Annotated in this window: 21 protein-coding genes; 12 read left to right on the forward strand and 9 right to left on the reverse strand. The window is 61.7% G+C overall.

Features of this window, described 5'->3' with window-relative positions:
* The first annotated feature begins 67 nt into the window (after positions 1-67).
* Entirely contained in the window at positions 68-610 is a 543-nt protein-coding gene (locus tag C167_RS0128800) for a tetratricopeptide repeat protein (RefSeq protein WP_017521798.1), read from the forward strand.
* A 109-nt stretch (positions 611-719) separates the two neighbouring features.
* Here the strand turns inward: C167_RS0128800 and C167_RS0128805 are convergent, their stop codons facing one another.
* Positions 720-1,052, reverse strand: a complete 333-nt coding sequence (locus C167_RS0128805; RefSeq protein WP_015475440.1) for a DUF1820 family protein — start codon at positions 1,050-1,052, stop codon at positions 720-722.
* Positions 1,053-1,188: 136 nt separating this feature from the next.
* On the opposite strand from C167_RS0128805, the gene miaB reads away from it, so the two are divergent.
* From miaB to lnt, 5 genes are all read left to right on the forward strand, one after another.
* Entirely contained in the window at positions 1,189-2,526 is a 1,338-nt protein-coding gene (miaB, locus tag C167_RS0128810) for a tRNA (N6-isopentenyl adenosine(37)-C2)-methylthiotransferase MiaB (protein WP_017521799.1), read from the forward strand.
* A gap of 125 nt (positions 2,527-2,651) precedes the next feature.
* On the forward strand, positions 2,652-3,653 hold the full coding sequence (locus tag C167_RS0128815; protein ID WP_026079346.1) for a PhoH family protein: 1,002 nt from the start codon (positions 2,652-2,654) through the stop codon (positions 3,651-3,653).
* A complete protein-coding gene (gene ybeY / locus C167_RS0128820; protein ID WP_017521801.1) occupies positions 3,646-4,107 on the forward strand; it encodes an rRNA maturation RNase YbeY in 462 nt (153 codons plus the stop codon). Before C167_RS0128815 ends, ybeY begins: the two co-directional genes overlap by 8 nt.
* A gap of 21 nt (positions 4,108-4,128) precedes the next feature.
* On the forward strand, positions 4,129-4,968 hold the full coding sequence (locus tag C167_RS0128825) for an HlyC/CorC family transporter (protein WP_017521802.1): 840 nt from the start codon (positions 4,129-4,131) through the stop codon (positions 4,966-4,968).
* A 207-nt stretch (positions 4,969-5,175) separates the two neighbouring features.
* Positions 5,176-6,708: an apolipoprotein N-acyltransferase gene (lnt, locus tag C167_RS0128830; protein WP_017521803.1), complete on the forward strand. Its 1,533-nt coding sequence runs from the start codon at positions 5,176-5,178 to the stop codon at positions 6,706-6,708.
* A 318-nt stretch (positions 6,709-7,026) separates the two neighbouring features.
* Here the strand turns inward: lnt and C167_RS0128835 are convergent, their stop codons facing one another.
* A complete protein-coding gene (locus tag C167_RS0128835; protein WP_017521804.1) occupies positions 7,027-7,788 on the reverse strand; it encodes a YdcF family protein in 762 nt (253 codons plus the stop codon).
* Positions 7,789-7,834: 46 nt separating this feature from the next.
* Entirely contained in the window at positions 7,835-8,266 is a 432-nt protein-coding gene (locus C167_RS0128840; protein WP_026079347.1) for a hypothetical protein, read from the reverse strand.
* Between the two features lie 235 nt (positions 8,267-8,501).
* On the opposite strand from C167_RS0128840, the gene leuS reads away from it, so the two are divergent.
* From leuS to holA, 3 genes are all read left to right on the forward strand, one after another.
* Positions 8,502-11,123, forward strand: a complete 2,622-nt coding sequence (gene leuS, locus C167_RS0128845) for a leucine--tRNA ligase (RefSeq protein ID WP_017521806.1) — start codon at positions 8,502-8,504, stop codon at positions 11,121-11,123.
* A 79-nt stretch (positions 11,124-11,202) separates the two neighbouring features.
* Complete coding sequence (gene lptE, locus C167_RS0128850) at positions 11,203-11,814, forward strand: LPS assembly lipoprotein LptE (protein ID WP_017521807.1); 612 nt, start codon at positions 11,203-11,205, stop codon at positions 11,812-11,814.
* A gap of 36 nt (positions 11,815-11,850) precedes the next feature.
* Positions 11,851-12,888, forward strand: coding sequence for a DNA polymerase III subunit delta (gene holA, locus C167_RS0128855; protein ID WP_017521808.1), 1,038 nt, complete (start codon positions 11,851-11,853; stop codon positions 12,886-12,888).
* A gap of 136 nt (positions 12,889-13,024) precedes the next feature.
* Here holA and C167_RS0128860 read toward each other — a convergent pair whose 3' ends face one another.
* The 3 genes from C167_RS0128860 to C167_RS0128870 all read right to left on the reverse strand — a co-directional run bounded on the left by C167_RS0128860 (position 13,025) and on the right by C167_RS0128870 (position 15,664).
* On the reverse strand, positions 13,025-14,257 hold the full coding sequence (locus C167_RS0128860; RefSeq protein ID WP_017521809.1) for an MFS transporter: 1,233 nt from the start codon (positions 14,255-14,257) through the stop codon (positions 13,025-13,027).
* Between the two features lie 191 nt (positions 14,258-14,448).
* The gene (locus C167_RS0128865; RefSeq protein WP_017521810.1) at positions 14,449-14,760 is read right to left on the reverse strand and encodes a hypothetical protein; all 312 of its coding nucleotides are present in this window, start codon (positions 14,758-14,760) and stop codon (positions 14,449-14,451) included.
* Positions 14,761-15,313: 553 nt separating this feature from the next.
* Positions 15,314-15,664, reverse strand: coding sequence for a YciI family protein (locus C167_RS0128870; protein ID WP_017521811.1), 351 nt, complete (start codon positions 15,662-15,664; stop codon positions 15,314-15,316).
* Positions 15,665-15,842: 178 nt separating this feature from the next.
* Here C167_RS0128870 and arfA point away from each other — a divergent pair, with 178 nt between their 5' ends.
* The 3 genes from arfA (at position 15,843) to C167_RS0128885 (ending at position 17,891) form a co-directional block, all read left to right on the forward strand.
* Positions 15,843-15,995, forward strand: coding sequence for an alternative ribosome rescue factor ArfA (arfA, locus tag C167_RS33065; RefSeq protein ID WP_037006394.1), 153 nt, complete (start codon positions 15,843-15,845; stop codon positions 15,993-15,995).
* Between the two features lie 71 nt (positions 15,996-16,066).
* Complete coding sequence (locus C167_RS0128880; protein WP_017521813.1) at positions 16,067-16,366, forward strand: hypothetical protein; 300 nt, start codon at positions 16,067-16,069, stop codon at positions 16,364-16,366.
* Positions 16,367-16,634: 268 nt separating this feature from the next.
* Complete coding sequence (locus C167_RS0128885; RefSeq protein WP_017521814.1) at positions 16,635-17,891, forward strand: lytic murein transglycosylase; 1,257 nt, start codon at positions 16,635-16,637, stop codon at positions 17,889-17,891.
* Positions 17,892-17,962: 71 nt separating this feature from the next.
* Here the strand turns inward: C167_RS0128885 and C167_RS34660 are convergent, their stop codons facing one another.
* From C167_RS34660 to C167_RS0128890, 3 genes are read right to left on the reverse strand one after another with little or no spacing between them, the layout of a single operon-like run.
* A complete protein-coding gene (locus C167_RS34660) occupies positions 17,963-18,484 on the reverse strand; it encodes a fimbrial protein (RefSeq protein WP_157791875.1) in 522 nt (173 codons plus the stop codon).
* A 43-nt stretch (positions 18,485-18,527) separates the two neighbouring features.
* Entirely contained in the window at positions 18,528-19,586 is a 1,059-nt protein-coding gene (locus C167_RS34000; RefSeq protein ID WP_081596737.1) for a fimbrial protein, read from the reverse strand.
* A 35-nt stretch (positions 19,587-19,621) separates the two neighbouring features.
* Positions 19,622-22,297 (reverse strand): fimbria/pilus outer membrane usher protein, encoded by a 2,676-nt coding sequence (locus C167_RS0128890; RefSeq protein WP_017521815.1) that lies wholly within the window; start codon positions 22,295-22,297, stop codon positions 19,622-19,624.
* Positions 22,298-22,393 lie beyond the last annotated feature (96 nt).

Here is a 22,393-nt window from a genome sequence, read left to right on the forward strand (position 1 = left end):
ATGTGAAGGCTGGCGCATTTCGCTGGCCGGGTTTTACCCGCCCCGATCCTGGAGGCCGTTTCTCCCCATGTACCGTTCCGGTCGCACCCTGCTGGGTTGCCTGTTGCTCGCACTGCCCCTGTTCACTCAGGCGGGCGGCAACTCGCTGCTGATTCCAGCCACCGGACGCTGCACCCTGAATACCGTGCCGGAACAGCTGCAACAGGCCCTGGCCAGCTGCCAGCAGGCCGCCAATGCCGGCGACGCCCAGGCACAGTTCGAACTGGGGGAATTCTTCTACACCGGCGAGCGCGCCCCGCGCGACTTCCAGGCTGCACTGCACTGGTACGAGAAGGCTTCCCTGCAGGGCCACGCCGACGCACAGTTGCGCCTGGGCACCATGTTCTTCCGCGGCGAAGGCGTGAAGGCCAACAACGTGCAAGCCTACATCGTGCTGAAGATGGCCGCTGTCAACGGCGCCGAAGACGCCATGGACAGCGCCGATCTGGTCGCCGAGCAGATGAACAAGGACGAACTGGACATCGCCACCAAGGTGCTCGGGCAGATTTTCCGCAACTACCTGATCGAATTGCAGACTGCCGGCAATTCGCCGTTCTCGCCGCTGCCCTGAGCCGCACGCCAGGCCCCCATACCCTGTAGGAGCGAGCTTGCTCGCGAACAGGGCTATACGGCTGACTTCGGTGCTGAACGGTTCTCGAGCAAGCTCGCTCCTACAAACGTCAGCTGTCCTTGCCGGGCATCGGCATGGGGAACGGCATCACATTGCCGCTGGGCTTGGCCTCGCTGATCTTCGCGGTGCCCAGGCGCTCCACTTCGTCGATGCGGATGATCGAGTGCAACGGCACGAAGCTGCGGATGACGCCGTCGAACTGCGCCTTGAGCTTCTCCTCGCTGGGGTCCACCACCACCTGGGTGCGCTCGCCAAAGACGAACTCCTCGATCTCCAGGAAGCCCCACAGATCGCTCTGGTAGATCTGCTTGGCGTACATCTCGTACACCTGGCCCTGATTGAGGAAGACCACCTTGTAGATCGGGTTCTCGCGCTTGCTCATGAACGAAGGATGACAGCTTTGCAAAAAGGGCACGCAGGATAGCACAGACAGCCGCCTCGCACGGCCGCCGCTGGTAGAGGCCGACGTCGGGGCTTATAATGCGCGGTCATTTTTTAACCAGTTCAAGATAGATTCCATGGCCAAGAAGCTTTTCATCCAGACCCACGGTTGCCAGATGAACGAGTACGACAGCTCGCGCATGGCTGATCTGCTGGGTGAACACCAGGCCCTGGAAATCACCGAGAAAGCCGAGGAAGCCGACGTCATCCTGCTCAATACCTGCTCGATCCGCGAGAAGGCCCAGGAGAAGGTGTTCTCCGAGCTGGGCGCTTGGCGCGTGCTCAAGCAGCAGAACCCGGACCTGGTGATCGGTGTCGGCGGCTGCGTGGCCAGCCAGGAAGGCGCGGCGATCCGCGAGCGCGCGCCCTACGTCGATGTGGTGTTCGGCCCGCAGACCCTGCACCGCCTGCCGGAAATGATCGACGCCGCCCGCACCACCCGCAAACCGCAGGTGGACGTGTCCTTCCCGGAAATCGAGAAATTCGATCGCCTGCCCGAGCCCCGGGTCGACGGCCCCACCGCCTTCGTCTCTGTGATGGAAGGCTGCAGCAAGTACTGCACCTTCTGTGTAGTGCCCTACACACGCGGCGAAGAAGTCAGCCGCCCGTTCGACGACGTGCTGGCCGAGGTGATCCACCTGGCCGAGAACGGCGTGAAGGAAGTCACCCTGCTCGGACAGAACGTCAACGGCTACCGCGGGCCGACCCATGACGGGCGCATCGCCGACTTCGCCGAACTGATCCGCGTGGTCGCCGAGGTCGATGGCATCGAGCGCATCCGCTACACCACCTCGCATCCACTGGAATTCTCCGACTCGCTGATTGCCGCCCACGCCGAAGTGCCGCAACTGGTGAAGTTCGTCCACCTGCCGGTGCAGGCCGGTTCCGACCGCATCCTGGCCGCGATGAAGCGCAACCACACCGCGCTGGAATACAAGTCGCGCATCCGCAAGCTGAAGGCTGCCGTGCCGGACATCTGCATCAGCTCGGACTTCATCGTCGGCTTCCCCGGCGAGACAGAAAAGGACTTCGAGCAGACCCTGAAGCTGGTGGAAGAGGTCGGCTTCGACTTCTCCTTCTCCTTCATCTACAGCCCGCGCCCAGGCACCCCGGCCGCCGAGCTGGTCGACGACACCCCGGACGAGGTGAAGAAGCAGCGCCTGCTGATCCTCAACAGCCGCCTTAACCAGCAGGGCTTCGAGATCAGCCGACGGATGGTCGGCACCCTCCAGCGCATCCTCGTCACCGACTACGCCAAGCGCGACCCCGGCCAGTTGCAGGGGCGCACCGAGAACAACCGCGTGGTCAACTTCCGCTGCGACAATCCGCGCCTGATCGGCCAGTTCGTCGACGTGGAAATCTACGAGGCGCTGCCCAACTCCCTGCGCGCGACCCTCGTGGAAGCGCCGCACTGACAGTGAAAGCCAGTCACTGACAAACGACCGTTGAAGGCCCCAGTGGCGACTGAACTTTCGTACTCGGTCGCGCGGGGTTATTCTTCGACCATCTCCCTTTGAAGCACGGCGACTTAGACAACACCTTGAACGCCCCCCTGGATATTCATCGTTTCATGCTCGAGCCCTTCGAGGCCCGCAGCTTCGCCAACCTGTGCGGCCAGTTCGACGAACACCTGCACCAGATCGAGAAGCGCCTCGGCATCGAGATCCGCAACCGCGGCAACCAGTTCGAACTGGTCGGTGACGCCGAGCGCACCCAAGCGGCCGAAAACCTCCTGCAACGTCTCTACCGCGAAGTGCAGAACGGCACCGAGATGACGCCCGACCTGGTCCACCTGTTCCTGCAGGAGTCCGGCCTGGAAGAACTCTCCGTCGAGCCCGCCGCCCCGCTGGTCACGCTCAAGACCCGCCAGGCGCACATCCGCCCGCGCGGTGCGAACCAGCAGCGCTACGTGAAGGCCATTCTCGACCACGACATCAACTTCGGCATCGGCCCGGCCGGCACCGGCAAGACCTACCTCGCGGTGGCCTGCGCCGTGGACGCCCTGGAGCGCGAGCAGATCCGCCGCATCCTGCTGGTGCGCCCGGCGGTCGAAGCTGGCGAGAAACTCGGCTTCCTGCCCGGCGACCTGTCGCAGAAGATCGACCCCTACCTGCGCCCGCTGTACGACGCGCTGTACGAAATGCTCGGCTTCGAAACCGTGGCCAAGCTGATCGAACGCCAGGTGATCGAAGTCGCACCGCTGGCCTACATGCGCGGCCGCACGCTGAGCAACAGCTTCATCATCCTCGACGAAAGCCAGAACACCACGATGGAACAGATGAAGATGTTCCTCACCCGGATCGGCTTCGGCTCCACCGCGGTGATCACCGGCGACGTCACCCAGGTCGACCTGCCCAAGGGCACCCGCTCCGGCCTGAAGCACGTGATGGAAGTGCTGCGCGACGTTCCCGGCATCAGCTTCACCCATTTCAAGTCCAAGGACGTGGTGCGCCACCCGCTGGTGCAGCGCATCGTCGATGCCTACGACGCTTACGAGAATCGCCTGACCGGCATAGAAGGCCAGGGCAACAAGCATGCTTGAACTGGACCTGCAGGTCGTTTCCGAAGCGCCCGGACTGCCGAGCGAAGCGCAGTTCCGCCAATGGTGCGAACTGGCCCTACGCCAGCGCCAGAACGATTCGGAACTCACCATCCGCCTGGTGGACGAAGCCGAAGGGCGCGAACTGAACAAGACCTGGCGACACAAGGACTACGCCACCAACGTACTGTCCTTCCCCGCCGACGTTCCCGATGAGCTGCTGGACATCCCCCTGCTCGGCGACCTGGTGATCTGCGCCCCCGTAGTCGCCCGCGAGGCCGCCGAACAGGGCAAGGCTGCCGAGGCCCACTGGGCCCACCTGGTCATCCATGGTTGCCTACATCTGCTTGGCTACGATCACATCGAAGACGAAGAAGCCGAGGAAATGGAAGGCCTGGAACGCGAATTGCTGGCTGAACTGGGTCACCCCGACCCGTATGCGGCCGACGAAGAATAAAAGCCACCGAGCAAGGAAAAGATGAGCGAAGACCGATCGAGCAATGGGCACAAGTCATGGTTGGACAAGATCACCCAGGCTTTTGCCCATGAGCCGAGAAACCGCCAGGAGCTGCTTGAGCTGCTGCGCGAAGCACACGCCAACAAGCTGCTGGACAGCGAAGCGCTGTCCATCGTCGAGGGCGCGATCCAGGTGGCGGACCTCCAGGTCCGCGACATCATGATCCCGCGTTCGCAAATGATCTCCATCAAGTCGACGCAGAAGCCTGCTGACTTCCTCCCCGCCATTATCGAAGCGGCGCACTCGCGCTACCCGGTGATCGGCGAGAGCCTGGACGACATCATGGGTGTGCTGCTGGCCAAGGACCTGCTGCCGCTGATTCTTCACGACCAGAACCACGCCTTCAACATCAAGGACCTGCTGCGCCCTGCCACCTTCGTGCCCGAGTCCAAGCGGCTGAACGTGCTGCTGCGCGAGTTCCGCGCCAACCGCAACCACATGGCCATCGTCATCGACGAATACGGCGGCGTGGCGGGGCTGGTGACCATCGAGGACGTGCTGGAACAGATCGTCGGCGACATCGAGGACGAGCACGACGTCGAGGAAGACAGCTACATCAAGCCGCTGCCCAGCGGTGACTTCATCGTCAAGGCGCTGACCCCGGTGGAAGCCTTCAACGACTTCTTCGGCGCGGAGTTCTCCGATGAGGAATTCGACACCGTTGGCGGCGTGGTGATGAGCGCCTTCGGCCACCTGCCCAAGCGCAACGAAACCACCGAACTGGGCGGTTTCCGCTTCCGCGTCCTCAATGCGGACAGTCGCCGCCTGCACCTGCTGCGCCTCACCCCGCTGCAGGACTAAAGGTAGATACCTGTAGGAGCGAGCTTGCTCCCGAACGAACTCCGCTGCGGCGGCCGTTCGCGAGCAAGCTTGCTCCTACAATCAACCCCGACCTTTCCTGCAACATCCCGCCGCAGTCAGCTCATGGCTTTTGGCTTTCATCCCCATAGCCTACCGTTCGTCTCTCCATTACTCTTGCGCATCGCTTAACCGCAACAAGGATTTCCGATGCGCTGGATCACCCGACCCGGCCTGCCAGGCCATTTGCTCGCCCTGGCCGCCGGCGCGCTCACGCCGCTGACCCTCGCTCCGTTCGGCTACTGGCCGCTGGCGGTGCTCTCGCTGGCCCTGTTCTACCTCGGCCTGCGCGGCACCCCCCCCGGCTCGTCGCTCTGGCGCGGCTGGTGGTACGGCTTCGGCGCTTTCATCGCCGGCACCAGCTGGATCTACTTCAGCATCCACAATTTCGGCGGCGCCTCCGGACCATTGGCCGGCTTCCTGGTCGGCGGCTTCAGTGCGGGCGTGGCCTTCTTCTTCGCGCTGCCCGCCTGGGTCTGGGCGAAGTTCTTCCGTCGCAACAACGCCCCGGTCAGCGATGCGCTGGCCTTCGCCGCGTTGTGGGTGGTGCTGGAGCTGTTCCGCAGCTGGTTCCTCACCGGCTTCCCCTGGCTCTACGCCGGCTACAGCCAGCTCGAAGGCCCGCTGGCCGGCCTCGCGCCGCTGGGCGGCGTCTGGCTGGCATCCTTCGGCATCGCCCTGACCGGCGCGCTGATCATCAACCTCCCGGCCCTGGCCCGCCGCCCCGCGCGCCTGGTAATCGGGCTGATCCTGCTGATCGCCCCCTGGGCCGTCGGCCTGGGCTACAAGGGCCACGCCTGGACCACTCCGGCCGGCGCACCGCTGAAGGTCGCCGCGCTGCAGGGCAACATCGCCCAGGAAATGAAGTGGGACCCGAAGGCCATCACCCACCAGCTGGAGCTGTATCGCGACCTGACCGCCGAGCAGAAGGACATCGACCTGATTGTCTGGCCGGAAACCGCCGTCCCGGTGCTCAAGGACCAGGCCACCGGCTACCTGGAGATGATCAACGGCGTCGCCACCGCCAAGAAGGCCGCGCTCATTACCGGCGTGCCGGTGCGCGAGAAAACTGCCGAAGGCATTCGCTACTACAACGGCATCACCGTGGTCGGCGAAGGCAGCGGCAACTACCTGAAGCAGAAGCTGGTTCCTTTCGGTGAATACGTCCCGCTGCAGGACCTGCTGCGCGGCCTGATCGCCTTCTTCGACCTGCCGATGTCCGACTTCGCCCGCGGCCCGGCCGACCAGCCCCTGCTCAAGGCCAAGGGCTACTCCGTGGCACCGTACATCTGCTACGAAGTGGTCTATCCGGAGTTCGCGGCCGAACTGGCGGCGCAAAGCCAGCTGCTGCTGACCATCAGCAATGACGCCTGGTTCGGCACCTCCATCGGCCCGCTGCAGCACCTGCAGATGGCACAGATGCGCGCCCTGGAAGCCGGCCGCTGGATGGTGCGCGGCACCAACAACGGCGTCACCGCGCTGATCGACCCGTTCGGCAGGCTCGCAGTGCAGATCCCGCAGTTCCAGCAGGGCGTACTGCACGGCGACGTGGTGCCGATGCAGGGCCTGACACCGTACTTGAAATGGCGCGTCTGGCCGCTGGCGATCCTCAGCGCCGTGCTGCTGGTGTGGGCGCTGGTGCGCCGGCGCACGCATCCGGAAGAGCGACGGCTGTTCGGCTGACGAATGAAATGGGCCTCATGATGAGGCCTTTTTTCTCGCTGGAAGGTGGTATTTCCGTAGGTGCGGACTCCGTCCGCGACAGGCCCGTAACGCGCCGGATAGCATCACGGACGGAGTCCGCTCCTACGTAGGTTTCTGTGCGGGGCAACCCTCTCCCCCGCCCTCTCCCTGAAGGGAGAGGGAGCTGCCCATACCGGCTGACGCTATGGATTCACCCTGCACCGACCGGTCCCCTCTCCCTTCAGAGAGAGGGTTAGGGAGAGGGATATTCTCGGCACGGACTTCCCAGAAGAAGACAATTGCTCCTACAGAATCCTGCTAGCGATAGAACAACCGATACCCGACCAACCCGATCGCCTCGTTGAGCAACTGCCCGCTCTGCCAGATCGCTCGTCCTTCGGGCAGCCAGCCGCCCAGGGGCACCTCGTCATCCGTGCCGAGATAGGCCGCCGGCGCCGGCACCACCTGCAGGCCGGCCTTCTCGAAACTCCAGATCGAACGGGGCATATGGATGGCACTGGTGACCAGCACCACCCGCTGGATACCCGCCTCGCGCAGCATCTCGGCGCTGAATTGCGCATTCTCCCAGGTCGTGCGGCTGCGGCCCTCCTCCCAGCGTACCGGCACGCCGTAATCGTCCAAGAGGCTCTGCGCCATGATCCGCGCCTCCGAGGGCGGGGTGCCGTAATGCAGGCCGCCGGAGGTCAACACCGGCAGGCCGCTGGCCTTGGCCAGGCGGGCGGCGTAGCGGATACGCTCGCGGGCCATCAGGCCGGGCTGGTCTTCGTCCCAGGCACGATCCCCGCGCACACGGCCGGCGCCCAGCACCACAATGGCGTCGGCGCGCTGCGCCAGCCCCGCCCAGTCCGCCTGCCTGAGCGGTGCCTGCTGCTCCAACTGACGCGCGCCCCACTCCACGGAGACTGGCAGGCTCATCACCAGCAGGCCGAGAAAGCCGGAAAAGAAGCAGAACGCCGAGAATCGCGGATAACGGCGGCGCAGCACGAAGCCCAGGAGCAGCAACAGCAGCAGCAACCCAGGCGGCATGAAGATCTGTTTGAGGATGAAGCGGATAGGCATTGGCGCCTCCTTGTCGAGGCGCCAAGCCTAACGGATCGGGGAAATGTCAGCGTGCTTTCGCGTTGCGGAACAGCTGCGAGCCACAGGAAGTGCAGGGCAGCACGCCCTGGTTGCGACTCCAGGCCACGGGCGAGCCACACAGCGCGCATTGCAGCGATTGCGGGCGCGGCACCAGGCGCAGACGGCTGGGCGCTGCAGGTTGGCGCACATGGCGCGGCGGGCGGGCCGGGGCGCGCTCCAGCATGGCGAGTTCTTCCGCGGCGGCATGCCAGCCGCGCAGCCAGTTCACATCCTGATCCAGATAAGCCCTGATCAACTCCATCTCGGCACTGCTCAAGCCGCGCAACTCCAGTTCCACGGGGCATTCGTCACGTAGTCTCTCAGCGGTATCGGCCTCATCCAGGGCCAGCGCGAGTCGTTGCAACAACCGTTCATACAGACCGGAACCCGAAGCACTTGCGCGATGCAGCTCAGCCATCAGTCACCTCAAGACAGGCGGAAACCTCCCGCCCTCAGGCAAAGCTTAGCGGGCCACCCCGCGCCACACCGAGCGTGCGACAAACGGCGCGGGCTACCGGCTCGAGTGGGGGTCATGTATGCTACGGGGCTTTCTGTAGCCGCCCGGCCCGTGTCTTCTCGGGGGTCGGTTCAGCGGAGGGCCACTCGACCTCCCTGGCTGCACACTTCTTTTCCGTACAGGTTCAAATCGCGCCATGCACGAGCAATATCAGCCTCTCGAGATCGAATCCCAGGCCCAGAAGTTCTGGAACGAACACAACTCCTTCCGCGTCGACGAAGTCGCCGGCAAGGAGAAGTTCTACTGCCTGTCGATGTTCCCGTATCCGAGCGGCAAGCTACACATGGGGCATGTGCGCAACTACACCATCGGCGACGTGATCAGCCGCTACCATCGCATGCAGGGCAAGAACGTCCTGCAGCCGATGGGCTGGGACGCGTTCGGCATGCCGGCGGAAAACGCCGCGATGAAGAACAACGTCGCACCGGCGGCCTGGACCTACGACAACATCGCCTACATGAAGTCCCAGCTCAACAGCCTGGGCCTGGCGATCGACTGGACCCGCGAAGTCACCACCTGCAAGCCGGACTACTACCGCTGGGAGCAGTGGCTGTTCACCCGCCTGTTCGAGAAAGGCGTGATCTACCGCAAGAACGGCACCGTGAACTGGGACCCGGTCGACCAGACCGTACTGGCCAACGAGCAGGTCATCGACGGCCGTGGCTGGCGTTCGGGCGCGCTGATCGAGAAGCGCGAAATCCCGATGTACTACTTCAAGATCACTGCCTACGCCGAAGAGCTGCTGTCCAGCCTCGACGACCTGCCGGGCTGGCCCGAGCAGGTCAAGACCATGCAGCGCAACTGGATCGGCAAGTCGCGCGGCATGGAGATCGCCTTCCCCTATGACCAGGCTTCCATCGGCGAAGCCGGCCAGCTGAAGGTCTTCACCACCCGTCCGGACACCCTGATGGGCGCCACCTACGTCGCCGTGGCCGCCGAGCACCCGCTGGCTACCCGGGCCGCCCAGCGCGATCCGTCGCTGCAGGCGTTCATCGACGAATGCAAACGCGGCGGCGTCGCCGAAGCCGACATCGCCACCCAGGAGAAGAAAGGCGTCGCCACTTCCCTGTTCGTCGAGCATCCGCTGACCGGCGACAAGCTGCCGGTGTGGATCGCCAACTACGTCCTGATGACCTACGGCGAAGGCGCCGTGATGGCCGTGCCGGGTCACGACGAGCGCGATTTCGAGTTCTCCAACAAGTACGGCCTGCCGATTGTCCAGGTCATCGCCCAGGTCGGCGCGGACAACGACTTCGAACCGACCACCTGGAAAGAGTGGTACGGCCTGAAGGACGAGAGCGTCATCACCGTCAACTCCGGCAAGTATGGCGGCCTCGGCTACCAGGCCGCGTTCGACGCCATCGGCGCCGACCTCGCCGCCAAGGGCCTCGGCCAGCAGCGCACCCAGTTCCGCCTGCGCGACTGGGGCATCAGCCGCCAGCGCTACTGGGGCTGCCCGATCCCGATCATCCATTGCGACGCCTGCGGCGACGTGCCGGTCCCGGCCGACCAGCTGCCGGTCGTCCTGCCCGAGGACGTGGTGCCGGACGGCGCCGGTTCGCCCCTGGCCAAGCTGCCATCGTTCTACGAGTGCAGCTGCCCGAAATGCGGCCAGTCGGCCAAGCGCGAAACCGACACCATGGACACCTTCGTCGAGTCGTCCTGGTACTTCGCCCGCTACGCCTGCCCGCAGTTCGAAGACGGCATGCTGGACAAGAAGGCCGCCAACTACTGGCTGCCGGTCGACCAGTACATCGGCGGCATCGAGCATGCCATCCTCCACCTGCTCTACGCGCGCTTCTTCCACAAGCTGATGCGCGACGAAGGCCTGATCGACTCCGACGAGCCGTTCAAGAACCTGCTGACCCAGGGCATGGTGGTCGCCGAGACCTACTACCGCACCAATCCCAACGGCAGCAAGGATTGGTTCAACCCTGCCGACGTCGAAGTCGAGCGGGATGCCAAGGCCAAGGTCATCGGTGCACGCCTGAAGAGCGACGGCCTGCCGGTGGAAATCGGCGGTACCGAGAAGATGTCCAAGTCCAAGAACAATGGCGTGGACCCGCAGGCGATGATCGATGCCTACGGCGCCGACACCTGCCGCCTGTTCATGATGTTCGCCTCGCCGCCGGACATGAGCTGCGAATGGTCCGACTCCGGCATTGAAGGCGCCAACCGCTTCCTGCGCCGCGTCTGGCGTCTGGCCCAGGCCCACGTCAACGCAGGCCCCGCTGGCGCCGTGGACAAGTCCGCGCTGGACGACGCACAGAAAGCCATCCACCGCGCCATCCACCTGGCCATCCGTCAGGCCAGCCAGGACGTCGGCCAGCACCACAAGTTCAACACCGCCATCGCCGCCGTGATGACCCTGATGAACGTACTGGAAAAAGCCCCGACCGAATCCGCCACCGACCGCGCCCTGCTGCAGGAAGGCCTGGAGACCGTCACCCTGCTGCTCGCCCCGATCACCCCCCACATCTGCCACGTTATCTGGCAGGAACTGGGCAAGGACGGCGCCGTGATCGACGCCAGCTGGCCGCAGGTCGACGAAGCCGCCCTGGTGCAGGACAGCCTGCAACTGGTGGTACAGGTCAACGGCAAGCTGCGCGGCCACATCGAAATGCCCGCCAGCGCCAGCCGCGAGGACGTCGAAGCAGCCGCGCGCGCCAACGAAAACGTGCTGCGTTTCACCGACGGCCTGACCATCCGCAAGGTCATCGTGGTGCCCGGCAAGCTGGTCAATATCGTCGCCAACTAAAGCAACGCTGGAAAAGACCCATTCGCCCGTGGCACCTTCGCCACGGGCATACCGGATCAACAGGAGTGAGGGAAGCTTGATGAAACGTATCCTGACCAGCCTCGCGCTGATCGGCCTGGCCGGCGTGCTGAGCGCCTGCGGTTTCCAACTGCGCGGCCTGGGCGATACGAACTTTGCGCTCAAGGAAATCGATGTGAGCGCGCGCAATGCCTACGGCGAAACCGTCACGCAGCTCAAGCAGGTGCTTCAAGGCAGCGGCGTGAAAGTCGTCTCCCGCGCGCCCTACCACCTGATCCTTGCCCGCGAGGACGTGACCCAGCGCAGCGTCAGCTACACCAGTTCGGCGCGCAGCGCGGAAAACGAACTGACCAACACCCTGAGTTACGAGATCCGTGGCAGCGACAACCTGCTGCTGCTCGCCAACCAGGTTCAGGTGCGCAAGGTCTACGTACAGGACGAGAACAACCTGATCGGTTCCGACCAGGAAGCCCAGCAGATCCGCAACGAAATGCGCCGCGATCTGGTCCAGCAGATGGTCACCCGCCTGCAACTCATCACCCCGGCTCAGCTCGACGACCTGCAAGCCAAGGCGGAAGCCAAGGCCAAGGCCGAAGCAGACGCGATGAAGGCCGCGGACGAGGCTGCCAAGTCTCAGCCGCAGCAGTCGCCGATCGAATTTCCGAAGCAGTAAGCGACAAGGGGCCGGCCAACCGGCCCCTTTCTCATCATGAAGCTCAATCCCGGACAACTCGCCAAGCACCTGCAAGGCAACCTCGCGCCCGTCTACGTGGTCAGCGGCGACGAACCGTTGCTCTGCCAGGAAGCCTGCGACGCCATCCGTGCCGCCTGCCGCCAGCGTGATTTTGGTGAGCGCCAGGTGTTCAACGCCGAAGCCAACTTCGACTGGGGCCAGCTGCTTGAAGCCGGAGCCAGCCTGTCGCTGTTCGCCGAAAAGCGCCTGATCGAACTGCGCCTGCCCTCCGGCAAGCCCGGCGACAAGGGCGCGGCGATCATCCAGGAATACCTGCAACGGCCGCCGGAAGACACCGTCCTGCTGGTCAGCCTGCCCAAGCTCGACGGCAGCACGCAGAAGACCAAATGGGCCAAGGCCCTGATCGACGGCGACGCCGCACAATTCATCCAGATCTGGCCCATCGACGCGCACCAGTTGCCGCAGTGGATCCGCCAGCGCCTCTCCCAGGCCGGACTCGCTGCCAGCCAGGAAGCGGTGGACCTGATCGCCGCGCGCGTCGAAGGCAACCTGCTGGCCGCCGCCCAGGAAATCGAAAAGCTCAAGCTGCTCGCCGATGGCCAGCAGATCGATGCCGACACCGTGCAAGCCGCGGTCGCGGACAGCGCGCGATTCGATGTCTTCGGCCTGATCGATGCAGCCTTGAATGGCGAAGCCGCCCACTGCCTGCGCATGCTCGAAGGCCTGCGCGGCGAAGGCGTGGAGCCGCCGGTCATCCTCTGGGCCCTGGCCCGGGAAGTCCGCGTGCTTTCCAGCCTTGCCCAGCAGTTCAGCCAGGGCGTACCGCTGGACAAAGCCTTCAGCCAGTGTCGCCCGCCCATCTGGGACAAGCGCCGCCCGCTGATGAGCAAGGCCCTGCAGCGGCACACCGCACAGCGCTGGAACCAGATGCTGCAGGACGCCCAACTGATCGACGCGCAGATCAAGGGCCAGGCTACCGGCAACGTCTGGAACAGCCTCGCCCGTCTCGCCCTGCTGGTCGCCGGCCAGCGCATCAACCTGCCTTCGGCCTGATTGCAGCAGCTCGCGACCTGACTACCGGTGTGACCGAGAGGCCTTGCGGACGAAGTCCGCCTCTCCTTGTCACCGCCTCCGCGCGGCGCCCGGCCGGAGCGACCTTGCTAGCGCACCCGCCCAACGCTCGAGAGTTTCAGGGCCGCGCCGGCGCTGCCCGGTGCTCCCGCCCTTCCGACCTATCCAACGCCACCCCGCGAGTATCGCGGCCGGTACTGATCAGCACACAGATGAGCACCGCCACCACCCCGGCAACCACGGCCATCGCCGTGCCATAGCTGTAGCTCCTGGCGATCTCCGCCTGCAGCGGCGCATTGACCGAAGCGATCAGGTTGCCCAGCTGATAGACGAACCCCGGCAGCACCGCACGGGTACCCACTGGCGCCAGCTCGTTCAGATAGGCCGGAATCACACCCCAGGCGCCCTGCACCATGAACTGCATCAGGAAGGCACCGACGCCCAGCGCCACTGCGCCATGGCTGAACGCCCACAATGGCAGCACCGGTAGCGCCAGCAGCGAGCCGCAGATAATGGCCTTCTTTCGCCCGATGCGCTCGGACAGGCTGCCGAACAGGATGCCTCCCAGGATCGCCGCGATGTTATAGACCACCGCGATCAGGCTGACCGTCTGCGTATCGAACCCGTGCTGCACTTTCAGGAAAGTCGGGTAGAGGTCCTGCGTGCCATGGCTGAAGAAATTGAAGCAGGCCATCAGCAACACCGCGTACAGGCACAGCTTCCACTGGTTGCGCAGGACCGACCACAGCGGCGTCGACTCCTTGCGCTCGCGAGACGCCTGCCAGATCGGCGATTCCGGCACCTTGAACCAGATGAACACCACCAGCACCACCGGCAGGCAACCGACGATGAACATCCCACGCCAGCCCAGCGCTTCGAAGAACAGACCATAGATGATCGACGCGATCAGGTAGCCCGCCGGATAACCCGCCTGGAACAGCCCCGACACCATCCCCCGCGAACGCTCGGGAATGGTCTCCATCGCCAGCGAAGAAGCCACGCCCCAGATGCCCCCCATCGCCACGCCGTAGACCACGCGCAGGATCAGGAAGGTCTCGAGGTTCGGCGAAAAAGCCGAGGCCAGCTCCAGCACCGAGTAGGTCAGGATATTCACCATCAGGACCGGTCGTCGGCCGTAGCGCTCGGCTGCCCGTCCGAACAGCAGCGCGCCGATGGGCCGCACCGCCAGGGTCAGCAGGATTGCCAGCGACACCTGCGGGAGGCCCACCTGGAAGCTCTGCGCAATATCGGTGAGGACGAAGACCAGGAGAAAGAAGTCGAAGGCATCCAGCGTCCAGGCGAGCACCGAAGCGATCACCACATTGCGCTGGGTCGGGGACCATTGCTGCATGACACATCTCCAGCCGGGGGCGTCGCGGTCCCTGCACACCGAGGCAATAGTTAGTCAGCTGCCAAGCTAACTGAGCCAGCGAACGAGCCACAGCCGCGCCCTTGAAAAAATCTGTTACAGAAATCGCGACAATCCGCCGCCGCCCAGGGTTCGACGAATCCGCAAGGCGAGCGGCCATGGCCGCGAACGGTTCAGCGCACCGCCGTTCCGGACTCCTGCAAAGCGGGACGCCTCCTCCCCCGCTCCTCGGTCGGCCGATCCAGCGCCAGCTCGTAAAGCTGCCGAGCTTCGCTGACCAGCGGCGAGAGCGCCGCTGCCAGACGCGACGTCGCGCGGATCAAGCCAGGATCGGAGTCGTCCTCCAGCAGACAAAGCAGGTCTTCCACCGCCGTCAGGCGCCGCAGCGCGGCGTCGCGCAATGCCTCGACCGAGGCCAGGGCATTGATGAACATCACATCTTCGTAGGGGCGGGATTCCAGCGGAACGGGGAGGAATTCAGGCACCTTGCACCTCCGGGAAAGAGAAGACTGGAAAGGTGAAACTGAGGCGGTGCGCGGGCGTAAAAACGGGATAGTGCATGATTCGGGGCTCTCGTATGCCGAAGAAGCGCCTCCGCACTCGCTGCGACGCGAGTAAGGGAGGCGGACCGTGCGGAGGTCGCAGTACCGGGAGACGAGAGCCAAGAACCGGTCAGGCGTGAGCCTGCACCGCACGATCCGCCATAGAAGCACTGCGGCCACAAGCAATTGAATATGCCTGCACCGATAGCCATGGCGCTACGTGAACTCTCCTCTCACATTCCAGGCTGCGACACCCGGCCACGGGATTGACCGTGGCAGACGGAATCTAGCGAGCGCGCGCGTAGGCCCTCAAGGCTAAAAGAAGGTAGGAGAATTCACTGTTCCGAAGGATCTAGATTGGGATGTTTCGCCCAATAGCGTGGTCTTGTTCACCTCTCAAGAACCGACACTCGATACGTCTGAAGGGTGATTTCCTTTGTAGGAATAGGCGATGCCTGGGAGCGCGCCAACGGGAGCGAACTTGCCGGGCACCGCCTCACTCCCACTCCCGTACCTGTCGAACCTCCACGCACCCGAGCCGCCCCGGCGGAATCTTCGCGGCGATGCGCTCGGCCTCCTCCATGCTCTGCGCCTCGATCAGGTAGAAACCACCCAACTGCTCACGCGTCTCGGCGAACGGTCCGTCGGTAACGGAGAGCTTTTCACCTTGCCCGCGCAATGTGCGGCCGGTCGGCGTCGGCAACAGCGCGTTAGCCGCGATGTAGTTACCGCTGCGGCGCAATTGTTCGCTGTAGGTCATGCACTCGTCGACGATGCCACGCAGCTCGGCTTCCGGCAGCGCGGCGGCCTTGCGCTCGTCGAAATAGATCATGCAGAGAAACTTCATCACCCTTGTCCTCGTTCTTGTCTGTTATGTCAGAAATGTCCGTCGTCCCAGCGTAACCCCGAACGCCGACGGCTTGCCTTGGCCCGCCCGCCGGTAGACCAGCGGCATGGACAAGCATCCCGGATGGGCGGAAGATGCGCGCGCCGGCAACGGCGCCGGCTCCAACGAGGAAAGTCAGATGGCGAAGAAATCCAAACGGCCGAACAAGGCCAAGTCCCTGGTCGCACAACCGCTGTTCCGCAGCCGCCAGGAGCAACCGCTCAAAGGCAAAGGCAGTTACCGCCGCGAAGCCTCCCACAATTGGGAGGCTTCTTCGCTTCTGGCGGCCTGAAACGTCAGAAAACCTGAACCACCCCCACCCTTTCGCTTTCAACCGGACAGCCAAGCCATGGAGGTCCACCCATGAAAGCGCCCCTGATAGTCGCCATCCTAGCCCTTCCCTTCAGCCTGTCCGCCCACGCGTTCTGCTCCGACCAGGAAGCCGAAGCCAAGGGCAAGCAGGTCGCTGCCAAGGTCACCGAAGTCACCCGCAGCGATCCGCAGCGCGCGCAGAAGCTCAATGAAAAGCTGGTCGAATTGAACAAGGCTCGCTCCAGCAAACAGCGTCCGGATGACTGCGCCGCCTATGACGACATGCTCAAGGAACTGAACCAGAGCGCGCCGAAGGTCGACCAGGAAACCGGCAGCAAGCCAAAGCAGTAGCCGCTGCGCCATGCCTCCCGCAGACTTCCGATCGCCGCCCGTGTAGGGCCGCGATAGGCCTTCCCTAGGATGCGCCTGCCGGAGGATGGCGTATAAATCGCTCCTAAAAGACCCATCAGATGCACCACTCGACGGGGCATCTATCGGGAAGGGGAATTTTCCCGCGTCCGTGTCATCGAACCTGCAGACCCACCGCTTTTGCCCAGGCAGACGCGTCACGGTGGCCATGCTAAGGTGGCCCCTCCCCTGCCAGTTCCCGAGGAGAGCAATGCGCAAGCCTGTTTCACCTGTTGTCGGCCAACGCTGCCTGCTCGTCGCCGCTCTGTCCCTGGCCAGCTTCGGCCTGCTGACCTCCTGCACCGAGCCTCCACCCAAGGGCGCAGCCGTAGAGCATGTACAACCAACGCAAAGCTTCGCCCAATGGCGCGACGGCTTTCGTGCGCAAGCGCTGGCTGCCGGCATCAGCCCGCAGACCTTCGATCAGGCGTTCGAAGGCATCGAACCGGATGACTCGGTGGTGACCGCCGACCGCAGTCAGCCCGAGTTCACTCGCCCCGTCTGGCAGTACCTGGAAAGCGCCGTCTCCGCGGCGAGAGTGCGCAATGGTCAGGACCGCCTGCTACAGAATGCCGAGGTGCTGCAACGCATCGACAGCACCTACGGTGTCGACCGCGAAGCCGTGATGGCGATCTGGGGCATGGAGAGCAACTTCGGCCAACAGATGGGCAGCAAGAACGTGGTCCGCTCGCTGGCTACCCTGGCCTATGAAGGCCGCCGCCCTGACTTCGGCCGCGACCAACTGATCGCCGCGCTGCAGATCATCCAGCACGGTGACGTGCCGGTTAGCAACATGATCGGCTCCTGGGCTGGCGCCATGGGGCAGACCCAGTTCATTCCCACCACCTACAACCAGTATGCGGTGGATTTTGACGGTGACGGTCGCCGTGATATCTGGGGCTCATCTGAGGACGCCCTGGCCTCGACCGCCAACTACCTGCATGTGTCGGGCTGGCAGCCCGGCCAGGCCTGGGGATTCGAAGTGAAGCTACCGCCGGGATTCGACTATTCCCAAGCGGACATGAGCATCCGAAAACCCTTGGCAGAGTGGCAGCGGCTGGGGGTGCAGCCAATGAGCGCCAAACAGTTCGACGCCCTTAAGACCAACGCCTCGCTGCTACTACCGGCTGGCTATCGGGGTCCGGCATTCCTGATCACGGATAACTTCCGCGCCATCCTCAAGTACAACAACTCAACCGCCTACGCCTTGGCTGTTGGGCTGCTGGCCGATAGCTTCAAGGGAGGTGGACAGTTGGTCGGACAGTGGCCGATGGATGAGAATCCGCTCAGCCGAAGCGAGCGTATTGAGCTTCAACAGAAGTTGACGGATCGCGGCTATGACCCTGGAAGTGTGGACGGCATTATCGGTGCTAATACCCGACATGCGGTCCGCTCTTTCCAGAAAACTATCAGTTGGCCAGCAGATGGTTATCCGACACAGACACTGCTGATGCGGCTGCGAAAATAAATTGGACACCCAATAAAAAGGGCGCCACGTTGGTGCCCTTCTGGCCTAACCGGACCATGCGCTCACTAGTATCAATTATAGGTAAGGTAGAGGTATGTAAAGGTCGAGAGATTACCACCGGTTACTGGTAATGCCTTGGCATAGTATTTGGCCACATATGTGAAAGTCTTGTTAGTTTCAGTGAAAGTTTCACCCGGATCATTCATTAGATTGATGGCCGTCGTCCCATCACTTTTGAACAACTGAATTTGCGCGTTTGTGCCGCCTGAACTGGTGTTTTTCAGTGTACCTACGCCAGCATCGACATTCATCGCTGTATCCCAATTCATTGTCATCGTGGCAGTTGGGCAGTTGCTCAGCACAACATTGAATGATTTTTGATTTTTGCTGAGAGCTCCGATAGAGGTGAAATCACTGCTCATAACCGAACTCAGCGGTACGTTAATCTGTGTGGGACCACTGCCGGTTCCGGCAATAGTGCAAGTTCCGTCTATGACCCTCCCTGTAATATTTATCTGCGCATCCGGGATCGCAAAACAGACATCAACAAACAAGGAGGAAAGCGCTACCGCCAGAAATATTTTCTTCATCATATAGCCTCACCCAAAATTACCCTATGAAACACCAAAGCCTTAACTACAAATACAACATTGTTATTGTTAAACTTGTATTTGCCTCCCCGGGACCAACGACAGGACTAACCTGATAATATCGAGCCTTGAGATTTATAACGTACTCACCACCTGTCGAAGGATTATAAGAGCTAAAAGTATTCCAATCACCCAACACAAAAGGACGAGTTCCCGTCGAATCCAGCAACTGAACCCCTACTCCCGATGCAGATGAAGTCCCATCCAATGAAACAACAGCCAAAGAAGTGTTCACGACCGAAGTTGTTGACTCAATCATATACCTAATATAATTCATATTAGGAGGACAACTATTGAGCCTAACATTTACATCCCGCGCATTGCTTACATAACCAACCCCAGAGAATTCCCATTTATAGTGTTCACCTAGGTTGACCGAAACGGGTGGAACGTCGCATGCCAGTACTACAAAGGTCGCACTTCCCACAAGCGAAATGTTCTGTATATAGCTTGGGGATGTTACAGGACGGGAGTCCACTGCTGCCTGCACTGCCAATTGTCCACCATAAGTGACGGTACCACTTGTAATTGGACCAGTTTTAACGAAGGCATATCTGAACGAGTCGCCAAAGTTCCAACTGGTAGCCGCAGTATTCTTACCGGCCACCACGTTGGTCCAGTCAGCCCCTACAGAGAAAGGATTGGGGAACCAGGAAGAAGCCGTACTATATCTTCCGCCAATTATTAGACCTACCCCTGGAACCGTCGTTGGGTAAACCGTATAGCTCACCCCATCCACACTGACAGTACCATTTGATGGCAATACCCCACGAGAAAGGACGCCATAAAAGATATTTGCCTGTATGGCACAGTTCGTCCAAACATTGGCTGATCCTTGATAGGACGTCCATGGGGTCAACTGTGTTCCGACAACAGCATCCCGCGGGATACTATAAGTACCCGTTGGCACAGTATTTGTACTAGCCGCAGGCGAGGGACCATCACAGGAAATAGCTGCATAACTACTTCGAGCCACACCACAAAGTAGGAAAAATAAAATGGCGAATAGATACCACCAATCCCCTTTATTTAATCTAGCGACCATAGTAACCACCTGAATTCCCCAACAAAATCGTCAAACTACCGTCCCGCAACCTGTGGAGCATCAAGTAGAGCGTGGCAAGTAACATCTATCTTCATGAACGGAGCATCATTGGCCGTACTCGTCGGCAGTTCATAATTAATTTGGCAACCCTGCCCTGATTTACTACCCCACTTGACGATCAACCGACCTGTGTGATCCAAACCACGAAGGAATATTCGTCCCCCTTGCCCCACCATAGACAGATTGTTTCCTTTGGCATCCAGTACATCCGCACCGATCGGGATTGCCTCACCGTTATCTCGAGCTACCTGCATCAACACAGGCGCACCGGTGATGGTGGAGTACTTCAGCATCACGACGGAACCGTAACGTGGTGCGGTCTGTTGCGAGGTGACCTCAAGCTCCACGTCTTTGGAAGTGCCTTTGGGGTCAAGATCGATGTCGTTACGGCGATAAGGGGTCAGGCCGCCCACGACGGCATACCCGTTGCTAGCGACCTTGGCGCCGACGTTAGTGCTGATGGTGGCGCCTTCGGCGCCTTTGGCCTCAACCACGGCCATGGTTTCACTCTGGTTCTGCGAGAAGTTGATACCGCCGGGGTGGGCGACGACCGACCCGCGCACACCCAATCCCACCTGCTTGTAACTATCGCCCGTACTGAAGTTGGCGTTATAGATAGCTTCCGGCGCACTATAGGAAAGGTTCGCGCCACCGTTATAGGTGCGGTCACCATCGTATTTGTTGCCCGAGCCATAGATGCCGTAGGACATCTGGTTGTTTTCACCAGCGGAGCCACTCAGGCTGGTCTGGATACTGTTGTTCTTGCCATTGGTAAAGTTGACGTTGCTGGTCAGTGACATGGGATGGCGATTCCCCATACCAATGGGGACAGTCGCACTCAGCATGTAGGTATTGTCGTACTCGCCTTTTTCATTGCTGGTTCGTGAAGCGGATAACGCCATCGAGCCCCAGGTGAAGCCAGTATTGATGCCACCCTGGAAGCTGGTATCGCTACTGTCCTTGTTCCAGTAGTTCTGCTTCGAACCACTGAAGAACAGGGAGCTGCGATCGGTCAACGGCTGGTTGATACCCAACTGATAACGATTGCGCTGCCGATAGAGGCTGTAGTTATTTTCCCGGTCAGTGCCCCAGGCTTGTGCGAAATCCTGGAAGCTCAGGTAGTTTTCGCTGTTGAAGCGATAGGCAGCAATGGTGAAGTTGGTATTCGTCGGTTCCAGCAACTTGCTATAGGTCACGCGGTAGCTCTGACCGCTCATGTCCTTCTTCAGCCCGTATTGGCTGTCATTGAGGTTCTTGGCCTTGGACTGCGTCACGTCCGCCGCCAAGGCACCCAGCGACGTGCTCAACGCGAGCCCCCCCTGAGCCGCCGCGTAGTCTTCGGCCACGATGCCGCCGGTATAGGCGGTCAAGTAGTTGTTGATACCGTACTGGTAGGTACCCTGGGCAAAGTTGGGCTCTCGATCCAGGTTATCGTCACGATACTTGCCCGCCGTTACGCTGTACCGGGATATGCCAGGGCGAACCAGCTGGTTGATCGACGCGAACGGCACCAGGAATGATTTCACACGGCCATCAGCTTCGGTGATTTCCACCGTCAGGTCACCGGAGTAGCCGGTGTTGTAGAGGTCGTTGATCTCGAACGGGCCAGGAGCGACGCTGGTTTCATAGATGACGTTGTCGCCCTGCTTTACTCGTACCCGCGCGTTGGTGTCCGCCACACCGCGAATGTTAGGCGCGAAGCCTCGCTGCGAGTCCGGCAGCATCCGGTCGTCACTGGCAAGCTGTACGCCCGTGTACGGCACGGAATCGAAGACGGCACTGTCGGTGTAGTACTGACCGGCGGTGAACTGCGACTTCAACGGCGTAACGTCACGTTGGACGTAGGTGCTGATGGAGTTGTAGTTGCTTGTGGACTTGCTGTTATCCGCCTCGTTACGACTGTAGCTACCGTTATAGCGGGCACGCCACTCGCCCAGGTTCACACCCGCGTTGATGCCCGCGTAATAGTTGGTCGAATCGGAACCATGGCTATCGCTTTTGTAGACATTGGTGTCGTACATGAGGAAGCCTGCAGTCACACCGCTATCCCACTCCGATGGATCGACGTAGCCGTGGACTTGCCGGCCCAGATACAGTTGCGGCACGGAGATGCTGGCGGAGAGTTCGGACAGGTCGATATCGAGCTTCCCCGACGGGACAACCGCGTTGAAATCCACGCAATCACCAGTTATCAGCTTCTGCTTTTCCGGGGGCAGCTTGCTGACATCGACACCCAGTTCCGCGAACTGAGAACTCTTGATGCAGTACGTCGTGCTTGCTTCCTTGCCGCTCCCTTGAGACACCGCACGAACTGGCATCCGGCCCACCCAGGACTGGTTGACGTAAACGTCCAGTCGATACACACCTGGCTCTACGGGCGTTCCGTTCTCGAAACGGGACACGTCCACGCTGGGTACGCTACCGCCATGATCGAAGAAGCTGGGGTTGAACTCGGCGACCTCCAAGGAGCTGGAATTCCGTTTTACGGCAGGCACATCATCCGCCAGGGCAGATGTCGTGCCACAAGCCAGCAAGGCCCCATACAGCAGGCAACATCCCATGGCGACAGGGAACCAAGTCGCCCCCATGGCGACTGCGGACGCCAATGGAGTGCGTTGCTGGGAGAGGGAGCCTTGCGTGATATCCATCATCGATTTCTCTGTTGATCCGTCTTCTTGCGGACGAGCTGGTCCACACCCGAGCGAAGGCTGGGTGCGCAGGGAGGAAACGCATTTGGTTCGCTAGCG

The sequence above is a fragment of the Pseudomonas nitroreducens TX1 genome (genome assembly GCF_000313755.1).
In the GTDB taxonomy this organism is placed as follows: Bacteria; Pseudomonadota; Gammaproteobacteria; order Pseudomonadales; family Pseudomonadaceae; genus Pseudomonas; species Pseudomonas nitroreducens_A.